Source organism: Salinibius halmophilus (assembly GCF_003577475.1).
Taxonomy (GTDB): Bacteria; Pseudomonadota; Gammaproteobacteria; order Pseudomonadales; family Natronospirillaceae; genus Salinibius; species Salinibius halmophilus.
This window is the reverse complement of sequence record NZ_QPEP01000003.1, coordinates 110,456-126,993: the sequence shown is the minus strand read 5'-3', so window position 1 is coordinate 126,993 and position 16,538 is coordinate 110,456. Positions and strand designations below refer to the sequence as shown.

11 protein-coding genes are annotated in these 16,538 nt (G+C 49.0%); 5 read left to right on the top strand and 6 right to left on the bottom strand.

What is annotated here, in order from left to right; translation table 11 throughout:
* The first annotated feature begins 50 nt into the window (after positions 1 to 50).
* The 4 genes from rlmF (at position 51) to ppnP (ending at position 4,616) form a co-directional block, all read left to right on the top strand.
* Positions 51 to 899: a 23S rRNA (adenine(1618)-N(6))-methyltransferase RlmF gene (gene rlmF, locus DUW71_RS03955; protein WP_119393940.1), complete on the top strand. Its 849-nt coding sequence runs from the start codon at positions 51 to 53 to the stop codon at positions 897 to 899.
* 103 nt (positions 900 to 1,002) lie between these two features.
* Positions 1,003 to 3,444 (top strand): ABC transporter permease family protein, encoded by a 2,442-nt coding sequence (locus DUW71_RS03950; protein ID WP_119393939.1) that lies wholly within the window; start codon positions 1,003 to 1,005, stop codon positions 3,442 to 3,444.
* A gap of 111 nt (positions 3,445 to 3,555) precedes the next feature.
* Positions 3,556 to 4,275 carry a hypothetical protein gene (locus DUW71_RS03945; protein ID WP_119393938.1) on the top strand — a complete coding sequence of 240 codons (720 nt, stop codon included), beginning with the start codon at positions 3,556 to 3,558 and terminating at the stop codon, positions 4,273 to 4,275.
* A 59-nt stretch (positions 4,276 to 4,334) separates the two neighbouring features.
* Entirely contained in the window at positions 4,335 to 4,616 is a 282-nt protein-coding gene (gene ppnP / locus DUW71_RS03940; protein ID WP_119394141.1) for a pyrimidine/purine nucleoside phosphorylase, read from the top strand.
* Between the two features lie 51 nt (positions 4,617 to 4,667).
* Here the strand turns inward: ppnP and DUW71_RS03935 are convergent, their stop codons facing one another.
* The 3 genes from DUW71_RS03935 to rsgA form a co-directional block, all read right to left on the bottom strand.
* Entirely contained in the window at positions 4,668 to 6,035 is a 1,368-nt protein-coding gene (locus DUW71_RS03935) for an aldehyde dehydrogenase (protein WP_119393937.1), read from the bottom strand.
* Between the two features lie 120 nt (positions 6,036 to 6,155).
* Positions 6,156 to 7,286, bottom strand: a complete 1,131-nt coding sequence (gene opgC / locus DUW71_RS03930; RefSeq protein WP_119393936.1) for an OpgC domain-containing protein — start codon at positions 7,284 to 7,286, stop codon at positions 6,156 to 6,158.
* 275 nt (positions 7,287 to 7,561) lie between these two features.
* Positions 7,562 to 8,587, bottom strand: coding sequence for a ribosome small subunit-dependent GTPase A (gene rsgA, locus DUW71_RS03925; protein WP_119393935.1), 1,026 nt, complete (start codon positions 8,585 to 8,587; stop codon positions 7,562 to 7,564).
* 227 nt (positions 8,588 to 8,814) lie between these two features.
* Here rsgA and DUW71_RS03920 point away from each other — a divergent pair, with 227 nt between their 5' ends.
* Positions 8,815 to 10,359, top strand: coding sequence for a carbon-nitrogen hydrolase family protein (locus DUW71_RS03920; protein WP_233546019.1), 1,545 nt, complete (start codon positions 8,815 to 8,817; stop codon positions 10,357 to 10,359).
* A gap of 219 nt (positions 10,360 to 10,578) precedes the next feature.
* Here the strand turns inward: DUW71_RS03920 and DUW71_RS03915 are convergent, their stop codons facing one another.
* From DUW71_RS03915 to DUW71_RS03905, 3 genes are all read right to left on the bottom strand, one after another.
* Positions 10,579 to 11,970 carry an FAD-dependent oxidoreductase gene (locus DUW71_RS03915; protein WP_199671146.1) on the bottom strand — a complete coding sequence of 464 codons (1,392 nt, stop codon included), beginning with the start codon at positions 11,968 to 11,970 and terminating at the stop codon, positions 10,579 to 10,581.
* A gap of 105 nt (positions 11,971 to 12,075) precedes the next feature.
* Positions 12,076 to 14,577, bottom strand: a complete 2,502-nt coding sequence (locus DUW71_RS03910) for a DUF2339 domain-containing protein (protein WP_158583860.1) — start codon at positions 14,575 to 14,577, stop codon at positions 12,076 to 12,078.
* A gap of 158 nt (positions 14,578 to 14,735) precedes the next feature.
* A complete protein-coding gene (locus DUW71_RS03905) occupies positions 14,736 to 16,520 on the bottom strand; it encodes a carbamoyltransferase family protein (protein WP_119393933.1) in 1,785 nt (594 codons plus the stop codon).
* Positions 16,521 to 16,538 lie beyond the last annotated feature (18 nt).

The window sequence follows — 16,538 nt, the reverse complement described above, 5'->3', positions numbered from 1 at the left end:
AAAAATGTAGGCATAATAGTGGCCGGTAACTTAACAATGAGCAGGCTGCTGTGCACCCGAACAACCAACATCGTAATGGCTATGACTTTAAGCAACTTTGCCAAGCGCTACCTGAGTTAGAGGCGAAGCTGAGTCAAACCCCAACGGGCAAAACCAGTATCGACTTCGGGGACCCACAAGCCGTGCGCCTGTTAAACCAAGCCCTGCTTGCTAGTGTTTATGGCGTAAATGGCTGGCAATTACCGGCAAGCGCCCTGTGCCCACCTGTGCCGGGGCGGGCTGATTATTTACATTATGTAGACGATTATTTGGCTGGCCTTAAAGGTAAGTCAGGTATAGATATTGGCACGGGCGCTAGCGCAATATACCCTTTATTGGCAGTGTCTTTATTTGATTGCAATATGGTCGCAAGCGATATATCAAAACGTTCGCTCGCTAATGTGAAAAAGATATTATCCGTCAACCCAAAATATGCAGGCATGATCAAGCTTCGCCAGCAAAGTGATGCTAGCAAATACTTTGAAAGCATTATCCGCAAAGGGGAGCACTATGATTTTACCCTTTGTAACCCGCCATTCTTCCGCTCTGAGCAGGAGGCCGCACAAGCCAATGCACGCAAAACGCGTAACCTAGGCACACAAGCGGGGCTTAACTTTGGTGGAAAGCACCACGAGCTCTGGTGTGAAGGTGGTGAAATTCAGTTCATTATTGGCATGATCAACGAAAGTAAGCGCTATTTCCGCCAAGTTGATTGCTTCACTTCGCTAGTCTCTCGGCAAAAATCGTTACGCCCAATTGAGCGTCAGTTAAAAAAACTGGGTGCCAAATACGATATTGTCGATATGGGCATTGGCCAAAAGGTTAGTCGTTTTATTGCCTGGCGCTGGAAATCTGAATAACTAAGTCATCACCCCTTGTATATGTTTTGCTAAATACTGCCATTTTTTGATATCCGGTGATATAAAGGCACCCAGCCTAATAAAACTGTATGCAAGGATAGATATGCTTCCCGAACTCTCGCTATCGTGGCGGTTTCTGCGGCCCATTCGTGGTTTATTGTTCTTTTTGTCGATTTTAATGGCAGCCTTTTTGGCCTTGAGTCAAATGTATTGGCATAGCTATTCGGCCTATCAGGCAGCAGTGCCTTCTGGTGCAGCGGCGAAGCAGTATTTTACGCTCGGTTCGGATGAAATTGATGCAATGGGCGAGTTGGATCAATGCATGATCGATCAAGTCCGCCAACTTGATGGCATTGATGCAAGCCAAGTGTACATGGGTATGCGCAGCCATCGAGCCGTGGAATTGCTGCACGATTCTGGCAGTGATGCCTACGAGGCATATACCTTTACCATGACCGAGCCAAGTTTTGTCGACTTCTACGGCTTGCAACCAGTCGAGACGTTTTTTGATGCCAATCAGCTATTCCCAGAACGCTGGGTGTATGTGTTTGACGAATGGTTTCAGGAGAACCAGCATTTAATCTCTGAGCATCAGGGTTATCCTGCCCTAGAGCTTTATGTTGAAGATGAGTTTGGTGATCAAAAGGTAAAAGGCACACTCGCTACGCCAATCGCGGGTGTGCTACCTAGCGATTTCAACCCTTGGATGGACGGCCAAGAGGTTAAATTCATCACCAGTATCGGCTTAGCTAGCTGGCAGTTTGTTGGCATAAACGGTGTTTTTGAGCTTGAGCCACCATCACTTGCTGAAGATGACCTGCCTACCAGCTGGGACAAGGCCGCTCGCATGCAAGTGATTGCAAGCAAGTATGACTCGGCAAGCGCACTACAACAGTCAGTCAACCAGCAAATCTTTAATCAGCCAGCGCCATGCGTGTCCCAGCAACGAGATATATCGAACATCAAGGTATTGCCTGGCGCCAGGACTCAAACCAGTACCTATGCCATGCTGTCGGAATCGTTCAACTTATTGTCGATCGTAACGCTTGCCATGGGCGCCATTGTATTGCTGTTCTCACTCGCCATCGCGCAGCGCTTGCCGCTAGTACGGCAAAGTGAAATGCTCATTAAGGTAGCCATGGGCGCACCACCGAAACGCTTAACCAAACAATTGCTTATTGAAGCATCACTCTTTCTATTATTTACCCTAGTGGTCGCTGGTCTTATCTATTGGCCGCTCAACACTTATGCCTTGCTACTTGGCTTTGTAAAGGGCAATCAGGTCAATCTTTTGGTTGCTGCATTGGCTTTGCTATTTGTTGGGCTGCTGCTGATGTTTATATTGCTAGCAAACCGAAAACTACAGCAGGCACATCTTGTTTATCAGGGCCTTAACACCATTCGCCATAATATTGCTAACAAGTTTTTCGCTTTGCAGCTCACGCATGTAGTGTATTCAGCACTAATTGGCGTGGTGATGCTAATTATGTTGCTGCTGTCACTGGCCTATCGCGCCCAGTTAACCCCTAATGATCTGCTCTCTAAAACAGACTTTCTTGTTGTGCATAGTGAGTATGAAGACTATGACGCCAATGGCTTCAGCTTTGGTTGGAATGCAAGTTTGTCTAATCTGCTGCGGACTTATCCCGATGACGTTGCAGCGGCATGTGTGGGTTGGGAAACCAGCACGCAAAATTGGCAGCTGTCTGGCGATTCATCAGCAATTGTGTCTTTGTATTCTGGGCAAGCTACGCTTTCGTTTTTTACCCAGGTGCTTGGGGTTGAGCAAGCGACTGCCCGAGGTGTTTTCCTAAGCCAGCCAGCGGCCAGTTTATTGGGTCTTGCTAACGATACACGCGATTTTGAGGAAGTTCGTTTAGCCAGTGTGCCGGATACGGCCGCTGACGGCAGTTTGCGTTTGCGAGGTAATACACGTGTACAGGGGATAGTAGAGGCGTTTAATTTACCTAAGCGCTACCAAGTGCCTTATGTACTCAGTGTCAGTCGAGGACCTGAATGTTATGGCACCATGTTTGTCTCGCCAGAGTTCGATATCGACCAGTTAAACGAGATTACTTACGACTACTGGGAGCCGCCAAAACGCTATTTTACTAAAACTTGGTCAGAGTATATGGCGGAAAGCCAACCCCTAGCACAAGCTCGGTTAAACCTAGTCATGGGGCTGTCGTTATTGGCGGGTGTTTCCTTGTTGCTTACTTTGGCGCTCAATACTCGTTATCTGGTTAACCGTATGCAGCCTTGGTATTGGCTCAATATCGCCCAAGGACAGCCACCGGCGAAAGCACGGCAACAAATTATAGTCAGAGTCGGCATGCTTAGTGCGCTAGCCCTTATTGTCGGCGGCGCCATCGCAGGTTCTGTATTTTATCAGTTGTTCCCGGAAGTCGCGAAATGGTTAACCCTAGAGGCGGGGTTAAAGACCGTGCTCGCTACCGTGGCTGGAATTTTTGCAGTGCAGTTATTGGTGCTCTGGTGGTGCCTGCGACCAATCATGCAGAAAGACCTTTCGGCTTGGCAAAACTAGCGCTGAAAACGACTGTATTGTGTTAATAAAAAGTTAGAAATGTAGTTGGTTTGGCTTTTTATTTTGCTCAAGTCGTTATAGTGAAAGAAAATGGAAGATGGAATCATGAAGATGAAAAAGTTGATGTTAGTGGCGGCAACCGCCACCTCGTTAGCAGCTTGCACAAGTGATATTGGTGGCGTTACAGACCAAGTGCAGTTGTCGCCGCCAACGCTTGAAATTACACAGCAGAATGCATCGGCATTGATTGCGATGCAGACTACTACGCGCGAGCAGACTCAGCGCGAGCAAACGGCTGTTGCGCCGCGCATAGGCACTGGGGCTAGCACGACCATCGAATGTCGTGTTTCTGGCACTATTAAAACGGCTAGTAGTGAAACTGCGGACGGTTTAACCAGTAAGGCAGAGTTTTTAAACTGTAATGAAGACGGCAATTGGTCGCTATTGGGCAGTCTTAATACGGTGCTGGTTGCATCGGGCAATGAAGCAAACGGCAATATTTCTATTGCTATGTCGGGTGGGGTGACGGCAACGCATCAGTTTGAACCAGTGACCACTGAACTGAGTCAGTACAATCTGAATATGAACATGCAGACCAGTGGTACAAATGTAGAGTCTACTACCACTATGACGGCAAAAATTGCCTACGAATCGCCTGAAGCTTCTGGCACGGTGAACATGTACACCAAACCAATGGTAGCGGTAGATTTCGTGGATGGACAGCTTACTCAATCGGGTACCTACTACATTGAAGGCGCTAATGGCAGCTATATTTCGGTGAACGTTGCTACAGGCGAAACCAAGGTAAATGGCCAAGTGTGGCCACAATAAAAAACGCTGTTCATGCGTAAAAAATGCAGTACACTCAGCGCCATCAAAAAGAGGATCAAATTATGAAACACAATGCTTATTTTGATGGCGCCGTTCAATCTTTGTCTGTTGAAGGCCATGACAAGCCAGCCACTGTTGGTGTGATGAGCAAAGGCGAATACGAGTTTGGCACGGCGGCCCCTGAGTTAATGCAAGTCATCGCCGGTGAGCTGATTGTTAAGCTACCAGGCTCTGATGAATGGCAGTCGTTCAAGTCGGGTACCGAGTTCAACGTACCAGGTGACAGCAAATTCCAACTGCAAGTACCGGTAGATACTGCTTATTACTGCATTTACCTGTAATCGCCGGCCGATCGGCGATACACGTTGCCCGGCGCTACCGCGCCGTGCAACCTACCTCATTACCTTCTTCAACCACTTTGTGGCAATACGCTTGTGTGGATACATCAGCGATAGCTCAAAGTTGCTTGGTTGCTTCACCAAGCTCTTGTGGTGACTAAAACAATCGAAACTTGCTTTGCCATGGTAGCTTCCCATACCACTGGGCCCTACGCCGCCAAAGGGCAACTGATGACTGGCAACATGCAATAGTGCGCCATTAATCATGCCACCGCCAAAACTAAGCTCTTGCGTGACTTGCTCTTGCACACTTTGTGACTGACTAAAACAGTACAAGGCTAGGGGTTTATCTCTCTTTTGCAGGGTATTAATGGTTGCCTGCAAGTCTTGGTACACCAACACAGGCAAAATTGGGCCAAATATCTCATCTTCCATCGCGGCATCTTGCCACTGAGCAGGGTAGGTGATGGTAGGCGCAAAGTAGCGGCTCTCCTGATCATAATCACCACCAAGTACAATGCGCTGCGGCTCTGGTAGCAGGCTTTGCAAGCGCTGATGATGGCGCTCAGTGATAATTTTCCCGTATTCTTTGCTTTGGTTGGCATGCCCGTAAAACGCTTGCGTGGCCTCTTTAAGGGCTGCAACAAAGGGTTCAGCCACGCTTTCATGTACCAGCACATAGTCTGGCGCCACGCAAGTTTGGCCAGCATTGTTCCATTTACCAAAAGCTATGCGGCGCGCAGCCACACCAAGGTTGGCAGTTTCATCTACAATGGCTGGGCTTTTGCCACCCAGTTCTAGGGTGACTGGGGTTAAAAACTCACTGGCAGCGGCCATAATTTTTTTGCCCACTGGCGTGCTGCCGGTAAAGAATATGTGATCAAAGTTTTCTCTAATGAGCGCCTGTGTAACGTCGGCTTCCCCTTGCACCACGGCAATGTACTGCTGGTCAAAATACTCATCAATCATTGCCTGAACAACCTCGGCACAATGGGGTGCAAGTTCAGAGGGTTTGATCACGGCAGTATTGCCAGCTGCCACGGCGCCTATGAGGGGCATCAGCAATAACTGAATTGGGTAGTTCCACGGGCCAATAATCAGCACAGAACCATAGGGCTCAGGTTGAATCCATGCTTTTGATGGCATCAGCGCCAAATCAGGTGTGACGCGCTTGGCTTTCATCCATTTTTTCAGCGACTTTTTGCTGTGACTAATTTCACTATAAAGCAGCCCAATTTCATTGCTGAAGGCTTCAAACTCAGACTTATCTAAATCGTCGGCCAATGCTTGCATTAAACGAGGTTCATACGCCTGAATCGCCGCTCGCAAGGTGTCTAGCATGCGAATGCGAAACTCATATGGCTTGGTCGACTGCTGATGAAAATAACTTTTCTGTTGCTGCCTCAGTTCGGCGACACTCATAGGAACCTCATTATTGACGACTGACTCGATTTCTTACGTGACACGCTGTTTTTTATATCACGTTGCGTTGCCAAAATAAAAAAGGCCGCGAGTTAGCGGCCTTTATAATCTGTTGGGCGGTTACGCAGCGCTTAGTTGCTTTTTACGCATGTTTTGCCACAACGAGTGCAAATACGCTGGTAGCAATAGCGATAGCGCAAAGGCTAATGAAATGAGTAGGTCGGCCCACCACAATTCTATGTTGTAGGGGTAAGCGAACGGCGCAATCCAGTATAAGGCGACTGCGTGGAAGACAAATACTTGAATCGAGTGCTGACCTAAGAAGGTGAAATAGCGCAGGCTGAGTAGCTTTGGAACATACCGTACAAGCAGCATGGCGCCATAGGCAACTAACAAGGTGTAAGCAATGCGCATCAGGCCAAGGGCTGGCGTGTCATTGCCAAGGGCTGACTGTAATGGCTGGTCGCCATTTAACACGCTAAACACTGCCAACGGCATTAGGCCTAGTTTATTGAGTTGCCAAACAATGGTGATGGCTAGGATGCTAACCACGACCAGTGTGTTAAATACCTTGTTGGCCACCATGAAGTCTAGATTGCGATGCTTGGCATAAAAACCGAGCACCAAGCCAATTTGAAACAAGAATTGCCAAGCGAGCACGTCAAAATACCCTGGTGTAAAAGCAATATCTGGCAATACTTGCGCAAATACTGGGTTGAGCATGTCGGCATTAAGCCACTTCGCGGCTAGCCATAAGGCACCAGAAGCCAGTAACCATATTAACCCTAAGCCTTTGCGCAGCAGCACTAGGCCTATAGGTGCCAGTGCGAGCGAGACTAAATAGATCACTAGTACATCATGAAAACCAGGCACATAGGTGAGGGTCATCATTGCGATGCTTGTTTGCCAAAAATGATCTTTTACATCTGCTAGGCCAAAAAATGGTGCCCATACTTGCTCATACAAGGCCGGCACGGCAAAGCAGCCAGCAACCAAGGCGATAACCCCGGTGATTTGCCAGCGATAAACCAACCAGAGTCGTTTGCCAGTGACAGCAAAGATGTTATCGCGGGCGCCATAAACCATGGCAAACACAATACCACTCAATAATACAAACCCTTCGGCGGCGGAAACCGGCCCTAGGGGTTCAGCGGTAAAGTTTCGCACGAAGGCGCCAAACAAGTGATTGACGGCCATAATGACCAAGAAAAAGCCCCGAAGCCCATCCAAGGCAAGGTTTCTATTATTCATTTTATTGTTTTCCTTTTAGTTAGCCCTAGCGGCACGTGGAGAGAGTGTGTGTGCCATTCGGGCTTGAGAGAGAGTGTTGAAGTGCGCTTCAACCCTTTCACCGTATCCTGACGTCACTAAAGGTAACAAATAATGGTCTGTTATAAAGAGTCCTTTCTTTATTGCTTTTCTAGTAAATATGTCCTTTTGGATGGTTTTGGGTGGTTTTTAATATCCATAAGGCGTAAAAAACAAAGTTTTATATGCAATAGTGGTATTTGATTTTGCCCGAAAAACTATTTTCCTAGCTTCTCTTTTCGTTGGGCGACTGCCTCTTGAACGACATGGCTAAACTTTTTAAAGCGCGCGCGTTTTTCCCACTCCGTTTCTTGCGCATACATGGCTTCGCGTTCTAACTTGCGGAACTGCTGCCAGTCATGACTAGATAGTCGGCCATCTGCAATGGCTGCCTCTACGGCACAACCTTTGTCCCCGTCGTGATGGCAATTGTTAAACTGGCATTGCTGCATAAGTTGGGCAATTTCCTCGAAGCCAACGGTTACATCAACTGACCCAAGGCGCAGTTCTCGCATGCCTGGTGTGTCGATCATCCAGCTGCCATTTTGTAGGGGCTGCATAAGGCGGCTTGTGGTGGTATGGCGACCTTTGCTGTCATCTTCTCTAATACCGCCGGTTTCCTGAACCGCATTACCCAACAGGGTATTTAATAGGGTTGATTTCCCCACGCCAGATGAGCCTAACATAGCGAGTGTTTGCCCTGGTGTAAGCCAATCATTTAGCGCAGAAGAGGCGTCGCTCGCTAAGCCATTTAACGCCACAACCGGCACGTTAGGGGCGGCAATTTGCGCTTGGCTGACATAGTCGTCAGCGTTTGCTACTAAGTCAGCTTTGCTCAGCACAATGACAGGCATGACACCGGCGTCGTTAGCCAGCACCAGGTAACGGCGCAAGCGAGCAATGTTAAAATCGTGATTACAAGACATCATAATCAGCAAGGTATCAACATTTGCCGCAAGCAGCTGTGGTTTGGGTTCAGTGCCGGCAGCAATGCGCTGCAATAGACTAAGACGTTCGAGCAAACGTTCGCCCCACAACCAATCTCCTACGGTTGGTCGCTCGTCTTCGGCAAGCTTTAGCCAATGGTGAGGCATCGCAATTCTTGCTGTGCCCGCTTCGCTGATTACATCAATGTGTTGGCGGTGCACCGCCAGAACGCGTTGAGCAAACCCATGATCATAGTCTTCTAGGCTAAGCTGCTGTTGAAAGAAGGGGCGCCAGCCAAGTTCTGTTAATGAATACATTGTAAGTTCCAATTCAATATCAAAAAGTAATCACCGCCTGGGTGGCAGTGCAAGTGAGCTAATTGAATTGGCAGGCTCGCAGGTAGCGAGGCGTTTTAGCTGGCTACTAAGGAGCCTGCCAAGCTGACATCATCAAATTTAGTCATAAACAGTCTCCTAGAGTGATTGGATAAGAGCCGTTACTATACTGCGTATATAAAGTGAATGCACCCAATTTTGGAGCAGCTGTGGCGAATCAACCGCAAGACTTGCAACTCGTTACTCGAAACTTGCAAGCCGACGATTATCAAGACGTGGCTCATATCATGGAGCAGGTATACCCAGATTTAGGGGGCGCTTGGTCTGAAGAGTCGATTGCTAAATTAATTAACGACTTCCCTGAAGGGCAAATAGCCATTGAAGACAGCGGCCGAGTGGTAGCCGTGGCGTTAACGGTAAAATGCTCATACGACCGCTTTACCGCCCACCATACTTACGATGACCTGGTTGGCCGGCGCGACTCTCTTAAACACGACCCAAAAGGCGACGCTATGTATGGCATGGATGTGTTTGTCGATAAGGACTACCGAGGCCTGCGCCTTGGCCGGCGCCTTTACGACGTGCGCAAAGACGTCTGCCGAAACTTAAACTTGCGCGCCATACTTGCCGGTGGTCGTATTGTTAATTATCACAAGCATGCCGACGACCTTCGACCAACACAGTATATTGAAGCCGTTAGACAGCGCGAAATTCATGACCCGATTTTGAGCTTTCAGCTCGCCAATGATTTTGAAGTGAAGCGCTTATTGCGTGGTTATCTGCCAGAAGACGAGCAGTCGCAAGGCTGGGCAACTCTACTTGAGTGGAGCAATATCTTGTTCGAGCCGGACGACACCCCGATTAGTGAAATGCGCAAATCTGTGGTGCGAGTGGGGATCATGCAATGGCAAATGCGAATGGTTGATTCGTTTGATGCTTGGCTCAAACAAGTAGAGTTTTTTGTAGATACGCTCTCCGATTATCAAGCCGACTTTGTTTTGTTTCCCGAATTTTTCAATGTGCCCTTGATGGGCATCGATGAAAATCAGCATAACCAATATGACGCGATTCGTTATTTGGCGCAGTATGCTGAGCGCACCATTGAAGCCATTTCCAACTTCGCAGTGGTGTATAACGTCAATATTATTGCCGGCAGTATCCCTGAATTAGACGGCGATACCTTGTACAACAATGCTTACCTATGCCGGCGTGATGGCTCGGTTGATCGTCAGCAGAAAATTCATATCACGCCACACGAGCGCCGCGACTGGGTTATTGAAGGGGGTGATGAACTAAAAGTGTTCGACACTGACTGTGGGCGAATTGGGGTATTGATTTGCTACGACGTGGAGTTTCCCGAGTTGGCGCGCATTCAAAGCATGCAGGAAATGGACATATTGTTTGTGCCCTTCTGGGTGGATACCAAAAACGGATTTTTACGAGTGCAGCGCTGCGCTCAAGCTCGGGCCATTGAGAACGAATGTTATGTCGCAATTGGTGGCAGTGTTGGCAACTTACCACAAGTTGAAAACGTTGATATCCAGTATGCTCAGTCGGCAGTTTACACTCCTTCCGACTTTGCCTTCCCGCACGATGCCATCATTGCTGAAAGCACGCCCAATACTGAAATGGCCGTGATCGCCGACTTGGATTTAGACAAGTTGTATCAGTTGCGGCACGAGGGCGCCGTGACCAACAGCAAAGACCGCCGCCCCGATTTATACCAATTATATTGGCGCGGTAAAAAGTCGTAGGTTTTCCAAACCACAGGTTTGGGAAACAAACCCACTCGTCACACCCGAGAGCTTTTATCGGGTGTCTAGTTTTCATATGTGGTGGCTAGGCTCCCGCCTGCGCGGGAGTGACTTGATTGTTGCCCGGCCAAAAAAACGGCCGTGCAACCTACGACTGCTTTCATATGTGGTGGCTAGGCTCCCGCCTGCGCGGGAGTGACTGAATCGTTGCCAGGTCAGTTAACGAGGCTTAACGGCAAGCTCCGGTATGTATTGGCGCGCTTGGCTAAGCATTAGGGCTTTGTTTTCCACGGCTGAAACCGCCCACTTTGCAGAGCGCCGCAATGGCACGGCCGCTTTTTGGGTGAGGCCTAGGTCGATCAGGTTTTGATAAATATCTTCGGCAATGGCAATGGCCGTGCAGGATTTAACAATTTCAGCTCTGGCGTAACGCTCGCCAAAGCTCACCTCTGATGCCCTAAGGCTTGGCTCGTCACCTGGAATTTGCTGGGCACCATAGAGGGGTTTGCCTGCTACCTGAGCCGAAATAAAGCTAGGGACGTGGCGCGCCATATGGGTGATGGCGCGAGCAGTGCGAAGTTCAACTTCTTCTGCTTGCCAGCCTTGATCAATTTTTTCAATAAAATGCTCGGCTAGCTTTGGTTGCGCCGATTGCTCGTTGCTAGCCACCAAACCACGGTCAAACAAGGTAATTTCTGGCGTCATGCCATGCAGTTGAAATACTTTGTCTGGGTAGGGGGTGAGCTGTGCCATGCCGTTGTCGGCGCCACGCGGGCCATGGAAGATAACCTCGGGCCAAATGCCTTCACATTCTGCCCAGCGGGTAATATAAGCGGCTTTAAACTCAACCAATCGGCGTTTGTTTTCGCCAAGTAAATCATCGATCTCACCGGTTCGAAACCCTGCACTATTCACTAGGTAGTCCACCTGCACGCACTGATCTGCGGCGCATATTTGCCAACCATCTTCCCGTTTTTCCACCGAATCAACAGGCTGGTTGAGGTGCAGGTTGACGTTGTTGAGCTCAGCTAAGGTTAATTGAGCTGTGGCGGCAACGCGGAATATACTGAGCCCATATTCTTGCACTAACACCACAGGGTACTTGATGTCGTCCAAGTTGATATTGCGAGCCACGGGCACTAGCCAGTCTTCTGGCTGTTCTATGCTCGCAGGAAGTGGGCGCTGAGCGAGTGTTTGCATTTGTTGCTGGTCTAGCACACGAAAGTAATCGTCTGGTGAGCCCAATAGAGCTTGGTTGGCATCATTTTCGACCAGCTCGCGATAATACTCGGTAAGCATGTGCAAGCGCGGCAATAAATCATTGGGGTCGCTTGGGTCTGATTTAGGTGTGACCACGACGGTAGGGCGCTTGTTAATTGCCTGCGGGTAAATTTGCATGGTTTGCAAAGACTGGCGCAGCAAGTCGCGGCATTGTTGATCGGAAATCTCGCGATAAAAATTACCACCAGCATGCAGATGGCAAACCGGCGGGCCATTCACCAAGCTTGGCCCTTTTTCAAACAACTCAATGCCTAGCCCTTGCTCGGCTAGGAACATGGCGATGGTTGACCCAGCAACCCCGCCACCAATAATGCCTACCTTAATTGTCACGTGCGACTCAGCTATTCGTTTATTTGCGGTGAATCATAACAAAACTCATTTACTGGGTCGTTGATACGTAACAGCAAAAATTTAGACTTGTCGCGTAAAGCGTCATTATGTTGCGTGCTTCTTGCTCTGCAGGCGCTGGAAGATCCAGCCTAATGCCACCAGTGCTGCGCCTAAGCCAATAAAGCTTGCTGCTCGCAGCACGCCATCTAACTCGCTGGCATCAATCAGAAACACCTTACAAGACACTAGCGCCAGCAAGCCTAAGCCGATGGTTTGCACAACAGTCTGTCGTTTAGCTGCCGCAAAAATGGTCATGGTTATGCCCAGTACTAGCCATACCACCGAATAGCTATATAGCTCTGAGTTGCTTAGGCCATAATCAATGGCCATCTGGCCGCCTTGCCAAATATTTCGAATAGCAAGGTTGATCCAGAGTGTTGCCAAAGCCGCTGCCGCAACGACGTAAACTTTACCACTAATCGGCTTCACCAATAGGTTTTGCTTGGCTTGCCAAGCAAAGAGTACCGCGGGCACCAAATAACCCACAAGCATCCAGTTGAGCACACGCCATCCGGCACTTGCCTCGTAGTATGACTCATAGTATGACAAGTAAGGTAGTTGCACGGTTAGCAGCAGCAACATAACAACTGCGCCAAGTGCTAGCAGCGCTTGTGCGTAATACTGATACAACTTATGCGAGCTAGTGCCACTGCGCCACCAATATAGCGCCGAAAGGCTAAATGTTTGCGCTGAGGCCAAACACAGGCGGGCAAACTCATTGCCGTTTGTCACATCCAGCCACAGCTGCCCCAATACCAGCAGCCAAACTGCAAACACATGCAGAATGCCACCGTTATACCAAGGCAGTAGGGCATGGCCTGTCAGCAGGTGCCTACCGAGTAATAGTAGTGCCAACACCGCGCCACCTAGTAAACCATAGGGCAGCAGGTTAGCGAGTTGCCAATCGCCAACAAAGGGTGCTGCGGTAAATAGCAAAGAAATAGCCAGCAACGCCGCTTTGATTAACCAGGTTGATGGTTGCCAGTTTTGCTGGTTGGCTAGCCATGCGAGCAGCGCCACTTGCGCAGCAATAGCGGCAACAAAATAGCCACCGGGCAGGGCAAAGTAGCTTAATAAGGCCAGCAGAATGTGGGCCGAGCAAAACATGGCTTGGCGTTGAGCACTTAACTGGTTGGCAGCCAAAACACTTGCGGCTAGGGCGGTGAGAATAATCAGGCGCCAATCGCCAACTAACATGTCGCTTAAATGCAAGGCGGTTAAACTTGCGGGTAGCCAAAAAATGCTAAACCAGTGGCTAATCACATCTAATGGTTCGCGCCCTTGCAGCATGAGTCGCGCCCATACTAAAGCTGGAACGGCCAGCAGCTGCCAGCTTACGTCGCTATATACGAGAACCAGTAGCAACCAAACAATGGCGAACACGAGCGTGTCCCATGTAATAAGCTGATGGCTGCGCCCTGTCACCAACACAGGCAACCATACACAGGCCAGCAGTGCCCAGCTCATCCATAACATTTGCTCGTTGTTATAAATAGAAACTACTAAGGCACTAGCCGCTAACAACGCACTAATGGTAAGGTTTGGGTGCTGCCAAAATGCGGGTGAATGATTGGTTTTCAGCCTCCAGCCTTGGCGAGGCACTAGAACTAACAAATAGTAAGCAACGGGTAGCGCGATGCTAGCAATCAAAGTTGATTGGCTGGCTAATAACAACAGCCAAACGGCCATAAATGGCCAATTAAAGTAACCTAACCAAGCTCGTTTTACCCGCTGGCTTACCAACTGCCCAGCCACAACAATAGAAAACAGGTACGCCGATAATAACCATAGGTTGGGCTGCTGGCTGTCAATAAACAGTGGTGCAGCAAAGCCTGCTAGCATACCCAAAGCCGCCATTAACGGGCCTTGGCGCTGGGTGAGGGCAATGCTTACCCAAGCAACGACCGCAAGCATTAACATGGCGCTGCTTGGCCCTAATAATTGGTAATCCAAATAAGCAAATAAAACTGTGCCATAAAGGCCACTCTTGCCCGCGGCGGTAACGGCTGCGGGAATATAGGCGAAGTGCAAGCCATCCTTTCGGTGCTTGTGCAGGTATTCGCCAAGCATGATGACCGCGAGTGAAATGATGCTGGCTAAGCTAATTCTGGCAAGCGGCGGAATGCTGAAGTTGCTGCCTATTACCTGAACTAGGTAGCCCATGCCGATCAGCAGGGCAAGGCCGCCAATCCAAACCAGCCAGTTAGCTTTGAAGCTTTGCCATACCTTGGATGTCCAGGTTGAACTCAAAGGCGGTTTCGATGCAGGCAAGTCATAAACTTTTGTTGGCTGGCTTATTGGCTCAGCTGGCACGGGCGTTGTTTCTGGTTCGGCAGGTGTTTCAACTGGCGCTTCCAGTGCGCTATCGCTTTCCTCGTCCCTGGCTGTATTGTCGGGGATAGACTCATTTGCCTCTTTAAACGCCGCTTTGCGTTCTAATACCCGCACGCGTTGTTTAAGTTTTTGTACCGAGGCAATGGCCCAGATCGCAATGGCAGTTGGGCCAATAATCACCCATAAGGCTAAAAGTATAATGCCAGCATCCATGGTGGCCTCCTTCATTGTTTTGTCATCTTAGTTTGACGATAAAACAATCATTTGGCCATCAGGAAATATGTCTAGCGAGTCAGTCGTTAAGGTAGCGCAAAAGAAAAACCCCGAGCAAGCTCGGGGTTTACATTTAAACGGCAAAGTAATCAGACTGGTCATACCGTGGCGGTAGTTTGATGCACCTCTTCGTTGCCTTGTTTAATGGCTTGCTTGCGAAACACGTAGCGGCCAACCACTAATACTTCTATGTCGGAAGTGTAAAACGTCATCACGGCATCATTGAGGCAGCCAACAATAGGTTTGCCCATCACATTTAAGCTTGTGTTTAACAACACAGGCACGCCGGTTCGCTCATAGAACGCGGTCATCAAACCGTGAATATGCTCGTTGCGCGCTTTCGTTACCGACTGCAGGCGGCCGGTATGATCGGCATGGCACACCGCCTGTACTTTGCCGCGTACTTCTGGTTTAAAGGTAAGAACCTTTTCCATATATGGCGTGTCGCTGTAGTCTTCAAAGTACTGCTCACCAAACTCGTCTAGCACCATGGGTGCAAACGGTCGGAACGGTTCGCGGTACTTCACCGCCGCATTAATCTTAGCTTTCATTTTTTCACTGCGAGGGTCGGCTAAAATTGAGCGATTGCCCAGCGCTCGTGGGCCAAACTCAGCGCGGCCTTGCACCCAGGCGACGACCTTACCAGCTTCTAACTCATCGGCTACTGCTTGATAAAGCTCACGCCATTCAAGCTTCTCTACATTAGTGATGCCACCTTTGGCAATGAAGCTGGCCACTTCCTGTTCGTCGATGTCGTCACCTAAATACGGCGTTTGGAAAGCATTGCGAATAACTAAATCTGGGTTGTCTGCTTTGGCAGCCAGCAAGGCAGCACCTACTGCATTGCCATCATCCCCTGGTGCATTGGGTACGAAGATGTTTTTAAATGGCGTGTTCTTAGTAACACGGCCGTTATAAGACGAGTTCAGACCACAGCCGCCGGTAATAACAATATTGTCCATGCCGGTAATACGGTGAATGTCGGTGAGCACCTGATCCATTAGTTCACTGAAGTGATATTGTGCGGTATACGCTAAATCTGCACATTCTTCTGGGAACATATGATATGGGCGGGCATGTTCACGCATTTTTGCAACAGCCATAACTGACCCTTTTGGCAGGGTAATATAGCCATCTTTAACACCAATATGTTCGCGCAATACTTGCAAGAATGCTTCATTTAACTTGCCATAAGGGGCAAGGCCCATAATTTTCCATTCTTCACCAGAATCAGGTGCAAAGCCGCATACTTTACATATGGTATAGCCGTAGTATATCCCTAAACTTGCGGCAATGCGGTTCAGCTCGCCGTCGTATTCCGGCATATCTAGTTTTTCTAGCTTATTATCTTTATAGATATAAACAGACTGCGCTGAATCTTCGGCATAGCCATCCATTACCAAACATGCGGCCTCTTCGAATGGCGAGGAGTAACATGCAAAAGCAGCATGTGTGCTATGATGGTCGAAGTGCTTGATGGTGCTCGGAATCTCTAAATTAAAAGCCGTACGCGCAGCGCCGCCACCAGCCATCTGGATATTAGGTAAAAATACCTGTTCCATGTTCATGGTTTGAATGGTGATAAAGTTCTGCGTGATGGCTTGTTCTGGGCCAGGTTGCGCGACTGGTGTAATGCGTTCAATCTGTGCCCGCATACGCGCTTCGGTATCGGCTGGCCAAGACTTACAAATGGTAAGTTCTGTGATATCTGGCGCATAGCGTTTTAGTAGCTTAGCCAGCTTGTGTGGCTGGTCCGGCGCTAGGCTGAATCCTTGTTTGCTCTGTGTATCGCGCTCTGCTGCTTGGGCATAGAGCACCTTGCCATTTTTATCCACTAACGCCAATGCATTATCGTGGCCTGTGCATGATATCCCTAAGTACATGCTGATTCCTTTTGTTTA